General features: G+C 45.5%; 15 protein-coding genes. 1 reads left to right on the top strand and 14 read right to left on the bottom strand.

The window, feature by feature from the left end; genetic code table 11:
• The 13 genes from rsgA to OKX00_RS13580 all read right to left on the bottom strand — a co-directional run bounded on the left by rsgA (nucleotide 1) and on the right by OKX00_RS13580 (nucleotide 15,253).
• A complete protein-coding gene (gene rsgA / locus OKX00_RS13520; RefSeq protein WP_053354536.1) occupies nucleotides 1-894 on the bottom strand; it encodes a ribosome small subunit-dependent GTPase A in 894 nt (297 codons plus the stop codon).
• Nucleotides 884-2,878, bottom strand: coding sequence for a Stk1 family PASTA domain-containing Ser/Thr kinase (gene pknB, locus OKX00_RS13525; protein WP_265407693.1), 1,995 nt, complete (start codon nucleotides 2,876-2,878; stop codon nucleotides 884-886). Before pknB ends, rsgA begins: the two co-directional genes overlap by 11 nt.
• Nucleotides 2,879-3,643 (bottom strand): Stp1/IreP family PP2C-type Ser/Thr phosphatase, encoded by a 765-nt coding sequence (locus OKX00_RS13530; protein ID WP_053354538.1) that lies wholly within the window; start codon nucleotides 3,641-3,643, stop codon nucleotides 2,879-2,881.
• Between the two features lie 6 nt (nucleotides 3,644-3,649).
• On the bottom strand, nucleotides 3,650-4,735 hold the full coding sequence (gene rlmN, locus OKX00_RS13535; protein WP_053354539.1) for a dual-specificity RNA methyltransferase RlmN: 1,086 nt from the start codon (nucleotides 4,733-4,735) through the stop codon (nucleotides 3,650-3,652).
• On the bottom strand, nucleotides 4,729-6,102 hold the full coding sequence (rsmB, locus tag OKX00_RS13540) for a 16S rRNA (cytosine(967)-C(5))-methyltransferase RsmB (protein WP_265407694.1): 1,374 nt from the start codon (nucleotides 6,100-6,102) through the stop codon (nucleotides 4,729-4,731). The genes rlmN and rsmB overlap by 7 nt, the downstream gene beginning before the upstream one ends.
• Entirely contained in the window at nucleotides 6,099-7,034 is a 936-nt protein-coding gene (gene fmt / locus OKX00_RS13545) for a methionyl-tRNA formyltransferase (protein ID WP_265407695.1), read from the bottom strand. The genes rsmB and fmt overlap by 4 nt, the downstream gene beginning before the upstream one ends.
• Before the next feature lie 9 nt (nucleotides 7,035-7,043).
• Complete coding sequence (def, locus tag OKX00_RS13550; RefSeq protein ID WP_265407696.1) at nucleotides 7,044-7,517, bottom strand: peptide deformylase; 474 nt, start codon at nucleotides 7,515-7,517, stop codon at nucleotides 7,044-7,046.
• 24 nt (nucleotides 7,518-7,541) lie between these two features.
• Entirely contained in the window at nucleotides 7,542-9,959 is a 2,418-nt protein-coding gene (gene priA / locus OKX00_RS13555; RefSeq protein WP_265407697.1) for a primosomal protein N', read from the bottom strand.
• Nucleotides 9,956-11,149 carry a bifunctional phosphopantothenoylcysteine decarboxylase/phosphopantothenate--cysteine ligase CoaBC gene (coaBC, locus tag OKX00_RS13560; protein ID WP_265410543.1) on the bottom strand — a complete coding sequence of 398 codons (1,194 nt, stop codon included), beginning with the start codon at nucleotides 11,147-11,149 and terminating at the stop codon, nucleotides 9,956-9,958. The genes priA and coaBC overlap by 4 nt, the downstream gene beginning before the upstream one ends.
• A gap of 124 nt (nucleotides 11,150-11,273) precedes the next feature.
• A complete protein-coding gene (rpoZ, locus tag OKX00_RS13565; RefSeq protein ID WP_053354544.1) occupies nucleotides 11,274-11,477 on the bottom strand; it encodes a DNA-directed RNA polymerase subunit omega in 204 nt (67 codons plus the stop codon).
• Between the two features lie 2 nt (nucleotides 11,478-11,479).
• Complete coding sequence (gene gmk, locus OKX00_RS13570) at nucleotides 11,480-12,094, bottom strand: guanylate kinase (RefSeq protein ID WP_265407698.1); 615 nt, start codon at nucleotides 12,092-12,094, stop codon at nucleotides 11,480-11,482.
• A 12-nt stretch (nucleotides 12,095-12,106) separates the two neighbouring features.
• Entirely contained in the window at nucleotides 12,107-12,370 is a 264-nt protein-coding gene (remA, locus tag OKX00_RS13575) for an extracellular matrix/biofilm regulator RemA (protein ID WP_053358281.1), read from the bottom strand.
• A 216-nt stretch (nucleotides 12,371-12,586) separates the two neighbouring features.
• A complete protein-coding gene (locus tag OKX00_RS13580; RefSeq protein ID WP_265407699.1) occupies nucleotides 12,587-15,253 on the bottom strand; it encodes a calcium-translocating P-type ATPase, SERCA-type in 2,667 nt (888 codons plus the stop codon).
• Nucleotides 15,254-15,348: 95 nt separating this feature from the next.
• Between OKX00_RS13580 and OKX00_RS13585 the strand changes: the two genes are divergently transcribed.
• Nucleotides 15,349-17,052 carry an Rqc2 family fibronectin-binding protein gene (locus OKX00_RS13585; protein WP_265407700.1) on the top strand — a complete coding sequence of 568 codons (1,704 nt, stop codon included), beginning with the start codon at nucleotides 15,349-15,351 and terminating at the stop codon, nucleotides 17,050-17,052.
• Between the two features lie 7 nt (nucleotides 17,053-17,059).
• Here the strand turns inward: OKX00_RS13585 and OKX00_RS13590 are convergent, their stop codons facing one another.
• Entirely contained in the window at nucleotides 17,060-17,716 is a 657-nt protein-coding gene (locus OKX00_RS13590; protein ID WP_231689254.1) for a class I SAM-dependent methyltransferase, read from the bottom strand.
• Nucleotides 17,717-17,723 lie beyond the last annotated feature (7 nt).

Raw genomic sequence — 17,723 nt, forward strand, 5'->3', positions numbered from 1 at the left:
CTAGTACCTCCGTTTTTGATCCTTGATTTCCTGCAAAAATTCAAGATAATGCTCATAGCGGAACGATGGGATCTCTCCCTCTTCCACTGCTTTTTTTACTGCGCATTTCGGTTCAGAGCTGTGAGTGCAGCCGCGAAACTTGCATTGTGATACCCTCTGTTTCATCTCAGGGAAGTTGTAGGAGAGCTCTTCGGTTTCAATTTCTACAAAGTCCAATGAGCTGAACCCAGGAGTGTCTGCGATCAAGCCCTCTTCAAAAGGAAGGAGTTCAACATGCCTCGTTGTATGCTTTCCGCGTCCAAGATGATCTGATATGTCATTCGTCTCCAGCATGAGTTCAGGCATCAGCGCATTCAAGAGAGACGACTTCCCTACCCCGGACTGTCCTGCGAAGACGCTCGTTTTTCCTTTAAATATCGGTTTGATGTCATCCATGCCGGCCAGCGACATCGCAGAGGTTGGAATGACCTCATAGCCGAGCTTCTTATAAGCAGCGATGTAATTTTCGATTTCCTTCTGATACTCTGCACTTTCAATCAAATCCATCTTCGTAATGCAGATCACCGGCTGAATGCCATTGTCTTCGATATGGACAAGGAAACGGTCCAGCAGCGAACTTGAAAATTCCGGCCGGACGGCAGAGAAAACGAGAATTGCCTGGTCAACATTTGAAATTGGCGGCCGGTTTAACTCGTTCTTTCTTTCCTTAACATCCATAATGTATCCGTCTGTCGGATTGGAGGATTCAAATACGACCCAATCTCCGACCACTGGCGTAATTTTCTTTTTACGGAAATTGCCCCGGCCTCTGCATTGAAAGACTTTGTCATTGTATTGTACATAATAGAATCCTGCGACTGATTTAATAATTCTGCCTTCAGTCTTATTGTCCATTGTTCGCTCCTTTGAATTTACCTTCCTTCGCATCTTGATAATTAAATGTTTTGGATGCCTGCTCTTTCCCATTTAAATAAACGGTATAGGAAGCATCATGGTCCGGCGAGACGGTCAAAGGCACCATATACTCTTTCGTCTGGGAAATTTCTTCTTCTACGAAAACAGCATTTTCCTCTTTGGCATCGCTGTAAACAATTCTGACCTGGAATTGTTTATTCTCATCACCCTTTGAAACTTCAACCGTTATTTTATTATTAAATGTGATGTCTTCCTGATCATCAGGCTTTGGTTTGGGCTTCGGTTCTGGTTTCTTGCCCTTTGAAATAACGACATCAACCGTAGAACCTTTTTTGACATTCGTATAAGGTGAAGGTTTTTGCGAGATGACCTTTCCTTCTTCTACGGTATCAGAGTACTCTTTTGTAAAGTTGACTCTAAGCCCTTCCTGCGAGATGTATTTCTCAACATCTTCTTTCGAGGAATTTGACAAGTTCTCAAGCTGAATCGAAGGCGGGCCGGTACTGACACGAAGAATCACCTGTATTTCGCTTGGATTGACTTTTTCCTCTTTATCCGGGCTCTGTGAGACGACCTCACCCTCAGGAGTTTCCTCTGATTCCACCGGTATGGTCTCAATGTTCTTGCTATCGTAGCCTCTTTCGTTTAAGAGGTCTCGTGCAGCATCTTCACCCATTCCGGTAAGATCCAGCATGTCCACTTTCTTAAAGCCTTTAGAAACAAAAAGTGTAACCGTGCTGCCTTCTTTAACCATAGAATGCGGATCAGGATTCTGTTTTATAATTTTCCCCTGTTCCACATCTTCATCGTAGCGCTCTTTACGCTCGACGTTAAAACCGAGCTTTGCGAGCCGCTCAAACCCGTATTCGTAATCTTTGTGGATAACATTGGGAACAGAAACATCTTTCACTTTAAACCATCCAGGCATGACCACAAAAGCAGCCGCTCCAGCACCTGCGAGCAAAAGCAGTAAAATCAGCAGTACAAGCCACCATCTTTTTTTCTTCTTTTTGGCCGGTGGTTCAGCGGTTTCTTTTAGATTTGAAGCTGGCTTTTCGACTGCTTTGTTCATGGATACCGGAGGCATGACCCGTGTAGCATCTGCCGCATCATCAAAATTGCTCCACCGCTGCTCATGCAGACGGTGAGGAGAGAGCGCCGTATCCAGGTCGTCCATCATTTCAAGAGCACTGTCATACCGGTACACCGGATTTTTTGTCAGTGCTTTAAGAATAATATTTTCTACACTCTGCGGAATTTCCGGATTGATTTTCCTTGGCTCGGGAACTTCCTCCTGAAGATGCTTAAGGGCTACGGATACCGGTGATTCCCCTGTAAACGGAACCCTGCCTGTCAGCATTTCAAACAGCACAACACCTAGGGAATAGATGTCCGATTTTGCATTGGCCACTCCCCCTCGCGCCTGTTCCGGAGAGAAGTAATGGACCGATCCAAGCACTGAGTTCGTATGGGTAATCGTTGCGGATGTGATGGCGAGAGCGATCCCAAAGTCTGTTACTTTTGCCAATCCATGCTCATCAATTAAGATATTATGGGGCTTGATATCCCTGTGTATGATCCCATGCTCATGAGCTGCAACCATTCCTGAGGCAATCTGCCTGATAATCTGTATGGATTCTTCAACAGACAGGCGGCCGTGGTCCCTGATGTATTGTTTTAACGTTTTCCCTTTTACATACTCCATGACTATGAAGTACACATTATTTTCCTCTCCCACATCAAATATGCTTACGATGTGAGGATGGGCGAGACTCGTTGCCGCTTCAGCCTCTCTTCTGAATCGTTTGATGAACTCCTCGTCGTCTGAAAACTCTGATCGAAGTATTTTAACCGCAACATCCCGGTCAAGGATTAAGTCCTTGGCACGGTATACGATTGCCATTCCGCCATCACCGATGACTTCAAGCAACTTATAGCGGCCGCTTATACGCTTGCCAATCATTTAACTTACTCCCTTTTCCGGTGTCTGGGGCGTATAATGGACGAGTCCAATCGTGATATTATCCTCTCCTCCGGCCTCATTTGCAAGGTTCACAAGTCGATCAGCTTTATCTTCCAACGAGAGGTTGTCATCATTCAGTATGTTTTCCATCGTTTCGCGGGTTACTTTGTTAGAGAGGCCGTCTGAACATAACAAAACGATATCTCCCTCGCCCCAGGAAATCGTTTGAATATCCACATCAATATGGTCATCCGTTCCAAGGGCCCGCAAAATCACATTCTTTCTAGGGTGATTTTCCGCTTCTGTTTCCGATAGCTGCCCTGACCGCACCAGCTCATTAACGAGGGTATGGTCTTCGGTCTTTTGAATCAGCTTTTTTTCAGAAAAATAATAAACGCGGCTGTCACCGATATGTAAAATCGTTAAATAGGAAGGTGTGCAAAGGGCTCCGACAAGTGTTGTCCCCATCCCGCTGCAGTCAATATTCTTATTTGCATACTGATGCAGATCCAAATTGGTCTGTGTTACGGTTTCTAAAAGCCATTCTTCAGCCTTTACAGGAGTCTCTGAAATTTCTTCTGAAGAAGCGTTCCAGGCTTCCTCAAATGACTGGATTGTTTTGGAACTGGCAACATCTCCCGCTTTATGTCCGCCCATGCCATCCGCAATAAGGGCAAGAAAGTGTTCACCTTTTGTGAACACTCCCCCGCTGTCTTCATTATGCTGACGAACTCTACCAGTATCTGTTTTAAAGGCATACTGCAATTTACGTCACCTCGTCTCTTCCTGACGCTCCTTCGCTCTTAACTGCCCGCAGGCTGCGTCAATATCATGTCCCTGCTCCCTTCGTAAGGTAGCATTGACACCCCGTTTTTTTAGCGTATCTAAAAATTTGAAGATCTGCTTCTTAGGTGTCCGGACATAATCACGTTCCGGTACATAGTTGACAGGAATCAGGTTTACATGGCATTTTACGTTTTTAATCAGATCTGCCAGTTCTTCAGCATGTTCAACCTGATCATTCACACCGCCGAAAAGACCATATTCGAAAGAAATCCGGCGCCCGGTCTTCTTGATGTAATAACGAATTGATTCCATCAGTTCTTCCATTGGATACATGCGGTTGACCGGCATTAGCCTGCTTCTGATTTCAGTATTCGGAGCATGAAGGGATACCGCAAAGTTGATCTGCATTCCTTCATCAGCAAATTTGTAGATGTAAGGCACGATTCCGCTTGTGGAAACCGTAATATGCCTTGCACCGATATTCAGCCCTTTGTCGTGGTTTACTACTTTTAGGAACTTGATCAGTCCTTCGTAGTTATCGAAAGGTTCACCAATCCCCATGATGACAATTGAGCTTACTCTTTCTTCAGTGGCATCGAGCGCACGCTGCACTTGAAGCACTTGAGCTACAATCTCGCCCGCATGCAGATTTCTCTTTAACCCGCCGAGCGTTGACGCACAGAATGTACAGCCGAGACGGCAGCCTACCTGTGTTGTCACACATACGCTGTTTCCATATTCATGGCGCATCAGGACTGTTTCGATAGAATAACCGTCCTGGAGTTCAAACAAAAATTTTATCGTACCATCAGAAGATTCCTGACGGGCTAATTCTTTCATCGGCTGAATATGAAAGGTTTCTTGCATCTTATCGCGAAGCCCTTTAGGAAGGTTCGACATTTCTTCATAACTCGTAATTCTTTTTTCGTAAAGCCAATCATAAACCTGGGAAGCACGGAATTTAGGTTCTTTTATATCAGAAAGCCAATTTTCCAGATCTGTCAGCTCAAGCGAAAAAATAGAAGGCATAATTGCCGGGTTCTGCTGTTTTTCACTTAACGGTTTTAACATCGGGTTTCACCACCAGTTGTAGTCTTTTTCTTAAAGCATGCAAGGTAAAAACCATCACTGTTAAAATAATGAGGAAGAATCTGTACCTGTGCTTCAGCAGGTTTAAGGTACGGCTGTAATGTTTCAGGAAGCCGTTCGTTAAAAGACTTGTCCCATTCAAAATCAGGATGATGCTTTAAGAAAGCATCTGCAATTTCATCATTTTCCTCTTTATCGACGGTACATGTACTGTAAAGCAAAGTACCGCCGGGTTTTAACAGTTCGGCCACTTTATCGAGGATCTGCATCTGAATCTCGGCTATGCGATGGATATCCTCTTCTTTTTTCGACCATTTGATGTCGGGCTTTTTTCGTATCACTCCGAAACCGCTGCACGGTGCATCTACCAGAATCCTGTCAAACGATGACACAGAAAACTTTTCGCAGGCCTTACGGCTGTCAAGAGCTTCCGTTTTGATATTGGTAAGGCCGAGGCGCTCCGCCTGCTCCTGTATCAATTTCACCTTATGAGGGTGAAGATCCAGGGCCGTTACCTCTCCCGTATTATTTAACAGTTCGGCAATATGGGTCGTTTTTCCTCCAGGAGCTGCACAGGCATCCAGGATTTTTTCGTTTGATGATGGATTAAGCGCCCTTGCAACGAGCATGGAGCTTTCGTCTTGTATTGTAACATATCCTTCCTTAAATGCAGAAGAATGTGAAAGGGTCCCTTTTTTTAATTTAATCGCATCGGGCGAAAGGCCGCCGTTGCTCCCCTCTATGCCTTCATCATGCAGCGATTGCAGCACTTTCTCCCTGCTGGATCTCATGCTGTTGACACGGCCCGTAACCGGGGCAGGCTCCATGTTGGCCGCGCACATCTTTTCAGCATTATCCAAGCCATACTGAGTGATCCATCGCTGGACCAGCCACTCTGGCATGCTGTATTGAAGAGCGAGCCTTTCCTCATCATGGGTCAATTCGGAAAGATCAGCCGTTCCTTCCCTCTGAATTCTTCTCAGCACGCCGTTTACCATGCCGGAGATCCCTTTATGCCCTCGTTTCTTAGCAATTTCCACCGCTTCATTAATGATGGCATGATCCGGAATCTTATCGAGATAGACCATTTGGTAGAGCGACATCCTCAGCAGGACAAGCACCCATTTTTCAAGCTTTTTCAACCCTTTTGCGACAAAAGGCTCCAGCAGATAATCAAGAGTGTTTTTCCGCTGGACTGTCCCGTATACAAGCTCTGTCAGCAATCCGACATCCTTTTGGCTAAGATTGGCCTTCTGTATGGACTGATTCAGCAAAAGATTGCTATAGGCCTGATTTTGTTCAATTTTCAATAAAACTTCAACTGCAGTATTTCTCACGTTTTGTTTCACAGTTCTTCACCCAGCTTTGTACCCCGTTCCAGTTTGGCTCCTTGCAAAAATTGTGAAGCTGCCATGCGTTTTTTTCCGGCCGGCTGCAGATCGGTGATTAATATTCCTGTAGAATCTCCGGTCTTCACCGTCAATCCCTCTTTGTTTGTTTCAAGAACAGTCCCAGGCACTGCATCCGATGGAACAGGCACCTTTTTCCCCCACCATATTTTTAACGTCTGGCCATTCAGTGTGGAAAATGCAACCGGCCAAGGATGAAGTCCTCTTATCTGGTTATAGATGGCTTCACCGCTCATTGTCCAGTCGATCTTCTCTTTTTCCCTAGAGATATTATAGGCATAGGTAACTTTATCATCATCTTGCTTTATCGGGGTCAATTTTCCCTCGATCAGGTCAGGTATTGTCTTGGATAAGAGTTCTGCTCCTGCAACGCTGAGTTTAATGAACATGCTGTCGACATGGTCTTCTTCACCTATTGGGACCACTACCTGTGTCAGAATGTCGCCGGCATCGAGCTTGTCTACCATGTACATGATCGTTACGCCCGTTTCTTTCTTCCCGTCAATGATACTCTGATGGATCGGCGCTCCGCCTCGGTATTCCGGCAGTAGTGAAGCATGAACATTAATACAGCCATATTCCGGTGCTTCTAATATTTCTGAAGGCAAGATTTGTCCGTATGCCGCAGTTACGATCAGATCTGGCTGTAGATCTAAAATTTCCTGAAACTCATTCTTTAGTTTTACAGGCTGCAAGACAGGAATGCCGTGCAATTCGGCTTCTGCTTTCACCGGCGTTGGCTTAATTTCCTTTTTCCTCCCTTGCGGCTTGTCCGGCTGCGTGACGACGGCTGCGACTTCATAGCCGTCGTTAACGAGTCTGCGCAGTACTGGCACAGAAAAATCAGGCGTTCCCATAAATACTATTTTCATTTGTAACTCCTACCTTTCAAACTCTCCCGTTTCATAATACGAACTGACCTTAGAGGTAAATAGAATTCCGTTCAGATGGTCGATCTCATGCTGAAGGGCGCGGGCAAGAAAGTCTTCTGCAGTAATCGTGAACATTCTTCCATGTCTGTCCTGCGCAGTCACACTGATTTTTTGAGCGCGTTTAACATCTCCAAATATACCTGGGAAGCTAAGGCACCCTTCCGGACCGTCCTGTTCGCCTTCCATTTTTTCAATGACCGGGTTGACCAGTTCAATTTTACCTGTTTCATCTCCGACATCAACTACAGCAATCTGTTTGCCGATTCCAATCTGAGGAGCGGCGAGCCCTACTCCTTCCGCTTCATACATCGTTTCAAACATATCATCGATCAGCTGGCTCAGCTTCTGGTTGAATTCTGTCACTTTTTCACATTTCTTTTCTAAAATTTCATCAGGATAACATACAATCTCCCTAACTCCCATCCTCATTCTCTCCCATCTATAGGCTTACATCATATTTTGCGCATTCATATCGACTGAAATCTGCAGGCCGTTCCCATCCATTTCATGCTGAAAATGCTGCAATAGCTCTGAGATCAAGTCACTCAGCCGAGGTTCATTTTTGTATTTTATCATTACCTGATAACGATATCTATCTTTAATACGGGCGATCGGCGATACGACCGGACCCAGGATGATTGTTCCCGGAGACACTTTCTGCTGAAGATAGGATGCCGATTTTTCACTGGCATCTACAGCCTTCAATAGCTCAGTGTGCGAAAACGAAATGAGCGTCAAATAGTAATACGGAGGATATTTATGCTCCCGTCTGATCTGCATTTCCGTTTCATAGAACGAATGATAATCATGTCCTGATGCCAGATCGATGCTGTAATGGCCGACGGTGTAGGTCTGTACAACCACTTCTCCCGAAAGCTCGTGCCGCCCTGCTCTTCCGCTGACCTGAGTGAGGAGCTGAAAGGTTTTTTCAGAGGCCCTGAAATCGGGAAGGTGCAGCATCGTGTCCGCAGCGAGCACCCCCACCAGTGTCACTTTTGGAAAATCAAGCCCCTTAGCGATCATCTGCGTGCCGAGCAATATGTCTGCTTTTCCTTCACCAAACTGATTTAGGAGCTTTTCATGGCTCCCTTTTCGCCCGGTGGTATCCACATCCATCCTGATCACTCTTGCGTGAGGCAGCAGCTTGGCGAGCTCCTCCTCCACCTTTTGTGTCCCTGTGCCAAAAAAACGGATATACTGGCTTTCACACATGGGACATTGGGAAGGCATCGGTTCCTGATGGCCGCAATAATGGCATTTAAGCAGATGCTGTTTTTTATGGTACGTAAGAGAAATATCACAATGCGGGCATTCTCCGACATATCCGCAGTCTCTGCAAAGAATAAACGATGAGTAGCCTCTGCGGTTGAGAAACAATACAGATTGTTCTCCGCGTTTTAGTCGGTCATTGATTTTATCAAATAACTCGCGGGAAAACATCGAGCGGTTTCCTGCCCTGAGCTCTTCCCTCATATCCACTACCGAAACAGAGGGAAGCTCCCGCTTGTTCACTCTGTCGCTTAACTCACAGAGCGTGTAGACCCCTTTTTGAGCTCTGGCATAAGATTCAAGTGACGGTGTTGCGCTTCCTAGAATTACCGGACACTGATGATGCTCTCCCCGCTGGACAGCAACATCCCGCGCATGATAACGGGGATTTTCCTCTTGTTTATAGCTTGATTCATGCTCTTCATCGATGATGATCAGGCCCAGATTTTCAAACGGAGCGAAAACTGCCGACCGGGCACCTACCACAACAGATACCTCTTTACGCTGAATTTTTCGCCACTCATCATATTTTTCTCCGGCGGACAGAGCACTATGCAAAACAGCAACCCTTGAACCGAACCGCCCTTTAAAACGGTTTACCATCTGCGGTGTCAGAGAGATCTCAGGCACTAATACAATGGCTTCCTGCCCCATTTGAATTGCCCTGTCAATACTCTGCAGATAGATTTCTGTTTTACCGCTTCCTGTAACGCCATGAAGCAGAATAGTTTCATGCCTCTTCTCCTCGAGAGCAGCCAAAACAGGCTGAATGCTTTGTTCCTGCTGAGATGTTAAGAGCAGGGGCTGCGTTCTTTTAAATTCACGGCCACCATACGGATCACGGTAGATCTCCTTCTCCGCTATCTCTATAAAACCTTTGCTCTCCAAGGCCTGGACTGTGGACCTTGTCGTGTCGAACATCTCTAGAAGATCTTTTAATACTACAGGGCTTTCAGACTCATGAAGAAATGATAGAACCTCTTTTTGCTTAACCGCCTGTTTGGAAAGTGATTCGATATGCTGCAGTCTCTCCTCTTCTGTTCCCCGTCTCTGCACGATCTTTATTTTTTTCTTCGTTATTTTGTCTGACATCCTGTAGATCACTTCCAGGGAATTCTTTTGAACAAGTTTTTGGAAGAGGGCAAGCGGTGTCGGTGAAATTTTCAGCAGATCTTCCATCGGGATGTATTCCCGGTGTTTAAACCACTCTCTAGCTTCGTCCGGCAAGTCAGCGAGGCCGACTCCGTCAACCAGCCTGAATTCCTTGTGGTAGGTAGCTTTTAAAGCAGCTGGAATCATAGCCTGATAAGCTGTGATTAAGAAACAGAGTGTCTGATCTGATACCCACTTGCCGAGTTTCAGGAGTTCTTCAGTCAATACTGGGACCGGATCCAGAAGTTCAATGATCTTCTTTAATTTTTGAACAGAAGTTTCCTCGCAAAGCTCGATGACAAAGCCTTGCAGTTTTCTTGGTCCAAAAGGCACGGCTACCCTCATACCGGGTTTAACTGTATCTTTCAGTTCTTCAGGCACAAGGTAATCGAAGGTGCGGTTTACATTGCTGGCCGGCACATCCACGACAACTTTTGCGATCATAGAGGCATCAGTTCCATAGCCTGCGCCAAAACTTCCTGAGCCACTTTATCTTTTGACAGCAGCGGATATTCCTTTGCAGAACCGTCCTTTTTATAAATGACCACACGGTTTGTATCAACACTGAAGCCGGCCCCTTCTTGAGCGACGTTATTGGCAACGATCATATCCAGGTTTTTGCGTTTCAGTTTGTCGAGCGCATAACCCTCAAGGTTACCGGTTTCTGCGGCAAATCCCACGAGGACTTGTCTCTCTTTTTTCTCTCCGAGTACTGACAGAATATCGGTCGTTTTCTCCATTTCCACCGACCAGTTCTCATTCTTTTTCTTAACTTTTTCACCATATTTAATCCGGGGAGTATAATCTGCAACAGCCGCCGACTTAATAACGAGATCCATTTCAGGGTACTCTTTCATAACCGCATGAAACATTTCATCGGTAGATTCTACCGATATGAACTTGACGCCTGCAGGTTTTTCAAGCGCTGTTGGTCCGCTGACCAAGGTGACTGAAGCTCCCATTTCTGCTGCCGTCCTTGCAATGGCATAACCCATCTTCCCGGATGAATAATTCGTGAAGTAACGGACAGGGTCCACCTGTTCTCTCGTTGGTCCCGCTGTAATCAAGACCTTTTTCCCTTCAAGAGGCAAATCCATCTGCCCGGCAGAGAAATCCTTAATACAGGCAATAATTTCTTCTGGCTCAGCAAGTCTCCCTTTTCCGATATAGCCGCATGCGAGCAGCCCTTCCCCTGGTTCCACGAACCGGTATCCGTAGTCTGCCAGCTTTTGCATGTTTGCCTGAACAGCAGGATGCTGATACATGTTGACATTCATTGCAGGCGCAATCATTATCGGTGCCGTAGTGGCCAGCAAAGTTGTTGTAATCATGTCATCAGCTATCCCGTTTGCCAGTTTGCCAATGCAGTTAGCGGTAGCCGGTGCCACGACAGCAAGGTCTGCCCAATCCGCAAGGTCAATATGGGCAACAACTTTTGGATTCCGTTCTTCGAATGTATCGGTGTAGACTTCGTTCCGGGATAAGGTTTGCAGTGTCAACGGAGTAATAAACTTCTGTGATGACTCTGACATCATTACCTTTACCTCAAACCCCAGCTGATACAGCTGGCTTGCGATCGTTGCTGCCTTATATGCCGCAATCCCTCCAGTTACACAAAGCAAAATCTTTTTCATTGAATGATTCAATGAAATCTCCCCCCGCCTATCTGTTTACATAATATAATTATGATTAACAGATGTAATATTCCGAAAAAATTGAAAAAAATAACAACCTATAATCATAGGTTGTTATTGATCATCATTCAGTGTCAGACTTTTTTGGCGTTAAATATCCCGCATAAATCTCTTCCAAAGCTTTTCCGACAAATTTGTGGGAAACCGGGTTTTCAACGATTCCGTTATTGCTTCTCTGAATCTCTCTTGCTCTTTTTGAAGAGAGGGTCACCAGTGAATATTTTGAATCTATTTTGTCCATAAGGGCATCAATTGAAGGATACAGCATGCTTATTCATCTCCCAGTAATTTTTTATAACGATTGGTTACACGGTCCACTTTGCAGTGTTCAGAGGTGATAATAGACTGGATCCTGCTGCAGGCATGGCTTATCTCATCATTTACGACGGAATAATCATAGTGCTGCATCATTTCTATTTCTTCCCTGGCTACTGTCATGCGGTTATTGATCAAGTCTTCCGTTTCAGTTCCTCTGCCGATAATGCGGCTTCGCAGTTCTTCAAGACTAGGCGGGGTCAGAAAAATAAAAACGCCTTCTGGAAAGGTCTTTCGTACCTGAAGCGCTCCCTGAACCTCAATTTCTAAAATAACGTCGCGGCCTTCATCCAGTGTCTGATTGACATACTCAATCGGTGTGCCATAGAAGTTGCCAACGTATTCTGCCCATTCGAGCAGTTCGTTATTTTCAATCATGTTTTGAAATTCTTCTTTAGACTTGAAAAAATAATCTACCCCATGAACCTCTCCAACCCGAGGATTTCGGGTGGTCGCTGAAACTGAATATTGAATGTCCAGCTTTTGTGCTCTCAGCGCTTTGCATACCGTACCTTTTCCGACACCGGATGGGCCGGAGAGCACAAATAAAATGCCCCGTTCTCTATCCATACTTACCTCCACTTAACTTTCTTCCGCTCCCTCTTCAATTGAGAGAAGCCGCTGTGCCACGGTTTCAGGCTGAACAGCAGAGAGTACAACGTGATCACTGTCCGTAATGATGACCGCCCTCGTCCGTCTGCCGTATGTGGCATCAATAAGCATATTTCCGTCTCTTGCCATAGTTATTAAGCGTTTGATCGGCGCTGATTCCGGACTTACGACGGAAATGATCCGGTGTGCTGCTACAATGTTTCCATAACCAATATTGATTAGCTTCATGTATATAACCGCTCCTAACGTTGGTAGTTCTATTCTAGCCAGAACGAGCAAGATCATAATCATTATGTAGAAATTAATTCGATGTATGGATATATCCGTACCCAGCACATTTATATCATTTTAACATATTCCTCCGTTATTCTAAACAATTTTAACAGTATGTACAACCCAGAACAATAAAAAGGATAGAAACCTATGAAGATTTGTTTCTATCCCCCCTATTTATAATTTTTTAAATGCTTGAAACCCTGTAAGGGCAAATGTAGGAATTGCAGCCATTCCGAGGACCAGCAGCCAATCCCGGCCAGACAAGGGAACCGTATGGAAAATTGCTTGCAGCGGAGTAATGTACATGACCACGAGCGTAAGCAGAACAGAAGACAAAACAGCCAAGACTAACGCCATGTTACCAAACGGGTTCCGGTGCAGAACTGACCTTTCGCTTCTGCAGTCAAAGACATGGATCAGCTGGGCCATTACCAGGGTTGAAAAAGCGACAGTCTGTGCTTTCATCAGCTGATCCGGGTGCTCGTGCAGAGCGGTCCAGAAAGCAAGAATCGTTACGATTCCAATCATGAAACCCCTGGAAACGATCTTCCATCCAAGCCCTCTTGAGAATACCCCTTCATTGGGCTTCCTCGGAGAGCGTTTCATTACATTATCTTCCGCAGGATCGATACCAAGGGCCATTGCCGGCAGACCGTCTGTTACGAGGTTTACCCACAAGATCTGGATGGGCACAAGCGGCATCGGCATCGACAAGATCATGGCGAACAGCATGACGAGGATCTCACCTACATTTGAAGCCAGCAAGTATCGGATAAACTTCCTGATGTTTTCGTAAATATTTCTTCCTTCCTCGATCGCTGCACGAATGGTTGAAAAATTGTCATCACTTAAAACGAGTGAGGATGCCTCCTTGGCCACGTCTGTTCCCGTTATACCCATCGCGATTCCAATGTTGGCAGATTTTATTGCCGGTGCATCGTTAACCCCGTCCCCTGTCATCGCGACGATATGCCCTCTTTTTTGGAGAGCTTTGACAATCTTAAGCTTATGTTCAGGTGAGACCCTGGCATAAACAAAGATGTTTTCTGCTTCCCTTACCAGGTCATCATCTGACATGACCGATAAAGCCGCACCATCAATAACTTTCCCTCCCTGTGGCAGGATGTTCAACTGTCTGGCGATGGCACTTGCGGTAACGACATGGTCACCGGTAATCATAACGGTTTTAATCCCTGCTTCATGGCATCGGTTGATACTCTCTTTCACTTCTTCTCTTGGGGGATCTATCATTCCTTGAAGACCGATGAACGTCAGATGGTTTTCTGCCGACGGTCCTGCGGCAGCTCTGTCTTTTGTATGCAGTGGCTTGTAGGCAACGGCTATGGTTCTCAGTGCCTGGCTTCCGAGACCCAGGATCGCCTCTTTAATCTGTTCGGTATGCTGCTGTTTTAACAGCTGCCGCTTTCCATCCCATAATACATAATCACTTTTTTCCAGTAGGACATCTGGTGCTCCTTTAGTGATTAAAAAAATCTCGTTGTTTTGGTTGCGGACGATTACACTCATCATTTTTCTTGCCGAGTCAAACGGAACCTCGTCCAAAATTTCAACCGAACGGAGAATATTATCTTTCATCAGCCCTGCTTTTGCTGCGCTGATCAGCAATGCGGTTTCTGTAGGATCACCCATGATGCTGCCAGAATCCGTAAGTTCAGCATTGTTGCAGATCGCGCCGTATGAAAGAAGCTGAAGCAGCCCCTCATGCTGATCGATTCTCGTCTTTTGCCCGTTTCTTATAAATTCTCCTGCAGTATCATAACCGCTTCCTGTTACATTCCATGTCGTTCCTTCACTCCACAAATGAGTGACCGTCATTTTGTTCTGAGTCAACGTTCCCGTTTTATCGGAACAGATGACAGTGGCACAGCCCAGAGTCTCGACCGAAGGAAGCTTTCTTACGATGGCTCTGCGCTTAATCATCTTCTGAACCCCAAGCGCCAGGGCGATCGTTACAATAGCTGGCAGTCCTTCAGGTATGGCAGCCACTGCAAGTGACACACCCGCCAGCACCATGCTGTATAAGTCATGTCCCCTGTACACGCCTGTAACAACAACAAGGACAGTCAAAAGCAAAGCGATGCCTATTAAAATCTTGCCAAGCTGCTCAAGCTTAAGCTGCAGAGGAGTTGCAAGCGTATCAGCATTCTGGATCAGATGGGCGATTTTTCCCATCTCCGTCGTCATTCCCGTCGCAATAACAACTCCTGTTCCGCTGCCCCTGGTCACCATCGTTCCCATAAAAGCCATGTTGGCCTGGTCACCAAGCGGCAATCCGCTTCCCTGGAGTGCCTCTCCCCGTTTTTGAACAGGAATGGATTCTCCTGTCAGTGCTGATTCCTCAATATAAAGGCCTCTAGCAGATACCATGCGGATGTCAGCACCGACCCGGTCTCCAGCTGAAAGCTTTACGATATCACCGGGAACGAGTTCTTTAGCAGAGATCGCCGTCCAGCTGCTGTTTCTCATAACGATCGCAGTTGGAGCAGACAGCTCACGCAGTGCAGTCAGTGACTTTTCCGCTTTTCGTTCCTGAATAAATCCTAATATTCCGTTCATGATCACGATCAGAATAATCGCAATGGCATCAAGATACTCTCCTAGCAAGCCTGACAATAACGTGGCGGCTAGAAGGACGAGCACCATGAAATCCTTGAATTGTGCGAAAAAAACGAGAATCGACGACGGTTTCTTTGCTTCCTGCAGCTGGTTATATCCTGTTGTTTTCAGCTTTTTCTGGCTTTCCTTATCACTCAGGCCAGTCTGCAGGTTACTGTTGGTCAGGCGTTCAACATCTTCCTTTGATAGCTGATACCAATTCATTTCTCCACCTCTGCCTCATAACGTATATAGCCATTTATATGCAGGCATGTCCTCAATAATGCTATACTGATGAAGAGAGAAACAGAGGTGAAACTATGAGTTTTGATGGAATTGTTACAAGAGCAACAGCTTCAGAGATAAAAAAGACATTGCAATCCGGAAAGATTACAAAAATCTATCAGCCTGATAAAACAGACTTGCTGTTTACGATAAGATCTGGAGGAAAAAACCAAAAACTATTGTTATCCGCCAATCCTTCATTCAGCAGAGTTCAGCTGACCGCAAAATCGTATGATAACCCTGCAGTCCCACCCATGTTCTGCATGCTGCTAAGAAAGCATATGGAAGGTGCAGTCATCGAATCGATCGAACAGATTGATCTGGAAAGAATCATTCATATTAAAGTAAAAAACAGAGATGAGATCGGTGATATCGCCTATAAGACGCTGATCATAGAAATTATGGGAAGGCACAGCAATATTATTCTTGTAGAGGATAAGAACGGCACGATCATAGACTGCATCAAGCATATTCCCCCGTCACTGAACCGATACAGAACTTTGCTTCCCGGACAGAAATACTTATCTCCTCCGCCTCAGGAAAAACATTCTCCGCTTACAGAAAGTGCAGAAGGTTTTATACAAAAAATCAGATGGAACGAAGGTAAGATCGACCGTCAAATCGTGCAGCTTTACAGCGGAATCTCACCACAGATTGCCAGGGAGATAACGTTCCGTGCCGGACTGGCAACGAAAGAGACTCTTTCTGAAGCGTTCACCGCCATGATGGAGGAATTCAGGAACAACCGATATGCACCACAGATGTCTGTCTCAGATGGAAAGGAATACTTTTCGGTTACAGCTCTCTCCCATTTAAAGGGAGAAAGGAAGGATTTCGATACGGCTGGAGAGCTTCTGGACCGCTTCTATTACGGCAAATCCGAACGGGACAGAGTAAAGCAGCAAGCTGCAGATTTGGAAAAAATGCTGCATAACGAGCATGATAAAATTGCCAAAAAAATCAAGAAACTGAATGCATCTCTTTCAGATACAGAGAAAGCAGATAGATTTAAAGTCCTCGGTGAACTTTTGACATCCCACCTTTATTTGGTGAAAAAAGGCCAAAAGAAAATTGAAGTGACGAATTTCTACGAAGAGGATCAGCCGAAGCTGGAAATTCCGCTTGATCCCCTGAAAGGTCCTTCTGAAAACGCTCAAGCTTATTTCAAAAAGTACACTAAACTTAAAAACTCGGTCGCTTATATTGAAGAGCAGCTGGAAAAAGCGAAAGAAGATCTTCTTTACTTCGAGAGTCTCATCCAGCAGATGGAGTCCGCATCTGTGAGAGATGTGGCAGGCATCCGGGAAGAATTAGAAGAGCAAGGTTATGTCAGAAGACGAAAACAGCAAAAGGCCAAAAAGAATGAAAAGCCTGTTCTAGAAACCTATCAATCAACAGATGGCATTACCATCCTTGTCGGTAAAAATAATAAACAGAATGACTATTTGACGTTTAAAGCCTCACGCCAAAATGAAACGTGGCTTCATACGAAAGACATTCCAGGTTCTCACGTCGTCATAAAGAGCGAGGAAGTTAGCGAAACAGCGCTCATTGAAGCCGCAGGACTTGCCGCCTATTTTAGCAAAGCCAGGCATTCAGGCTCCGTTCCGGTGGATTATACACTGATCCGGCACGTTAAAAAGCCATCAGGGGCCAAGCCGGGATTTGTGATCTACGACCAGCAGCAAACCCTTTATGTCACTCCAGATGAAGATCAACTGCTAAAATTAAAAAAATAACCAGGAGCTACCTGGTTATTTTTTTTGCAATGGTGATGATGGCCAATCCATCAAGCACTTCATGATGTGTGACCTCTTCAAGGCCGTTTGTTATAAGAAGAGAAGTCAGGCTATCTGATATGTATCGATGTCTCCTCGTTGAAACATTCGCCCACTTCAGCATGGCCGTTTGTTCAAACCCTGAAATGTTATGCTGCTTGCAATACTGAAAAGCTTCCATCTGATTCATTTTTTCTGATGGATTCAGCATAGCCAGCGTTCCGCCTGGTTTCAGGACTCGGATCATCTCCTTGATGCCCACTTCCGGTTCAGGAAGGAGAAACAGGACACACGTTGATAAAGCCACGTCAAATGATTCATCACCAAACGGCAGATCACATGCATCGCCGATCAAAAACTCCCCCTTCTTGCTGCGGTTATGAAAGAAGAAATTTTGCGTGCTGGCTTTTATCATTTCCGATGACAGATCAATACCTGTAAGCTTGTCGGCTTCATCTGCGCCGCGAAGCAGCAGTCTTCCTGTTCCACATCCGACATCAAGAACCTTTTTATCTCTCCACGATCCTGTTTTCTCCTTTAATGTATCATGGATTCCGCCGAGCCAGGTGGTTCGTGCCATGCTATCGAAAAAAGAGACCAATTCATCGAATTCTTCACCGTTCATCTTCCTC

The sequence above is a fragment of the Fictibacillus sp. KU28468 genome (assembly GCF_026153615.1).
GTDB lineage: Bacteria > Bacillota > Bacilli > Bacillales > Fictibacillaceae > Fictibacillus_C > Fictibacillus_C marinisediminis.

Excerpts from the sequence above, each read along its gene's own strand:
- rsgA (WP_053354536.1), bottom strand. The coding sequence starts at position 894 with ATGGACAATAAGACTGAAGGCAGAATTATTAAATCAGTCGCAGGATTC.
- pknB (WP_265407693.1), bottom strand. The coding sequence starts at position 2,878 with ATGATTGGCAAGCGTATAAGCGGCCGCTATAAGTTGCTTGAAGTCATC.
- rlmN (WP_053354539.1), bottom strand. The coding sequence starts at position 4,735 with ATGTTAAAACCGTTAAGTGAAAAACAGCAGAACCCGGCAATTATGCCT.
- fmt (WP_265407695.1), bottom strand. The coding sequence starts at position 7,034 with ATGAAAATAGTATTTATGGGAACGCCTGATTTTTCTGTGCCAGTACTG.
- def (WP_265407696.1), bottom strand. The coding sequence starts at position 7,517 with ATGGGAGTTAGGGAGATTGTATGTTATCCTGATGAAATTTTAGAAAAG.
- priA (WP_265407697.1), bottom strand. The coding sequence starts at position 9,959 with ATGATCGCAAAAGTTGTCGTGGATGTGCCGGCCAGCAATGTAAACCGC.
- coaBC (WP_265410543.1), bottom strand. The coding sequence starts at position 11,149 with ATGAAAAAGATTTTGCTTTGTGTAACTGGAGGGATTGCGGCATATAAG.
- rpoZ (WP_053354544.1), bottom strand. The coding sequence starts at position 11,477 with ATGCTGTATCCTTCAATTGATGCCCTTATGGACAAAATAGATTCAAAA.
- gmk (WP_265407698.1), bottom strand. The coding sequence starts at position 12,094 with ATGGATAGAGAACGGGGCATTTTATTTGTGCTCTCCGGCCCATCCGGT.
- OKX00_RS13580 (WP_265407699.1), bottom strand. The coding sequence starts at position 15,253 with ATGAATTGGTATCAGCTATCAAAGGAAGATGTTGAACGCCTGACCAAC.
- OKX00_RS13585 (WP_265407700.1), top strand. The coding sequence starts at position 15,349 with ATGAGTTTTGATGGAATTGTTACAAGAGCAACAGCTTCAGAGATAAAA.
- OKX00_RS13590 (WP_231689254.1), bottom strand. The coding sequence starts at position 17,716 with ATGAACGGTGAAGAATTCGATGAATTGGTCTCTTTTTTCGATAGCATG.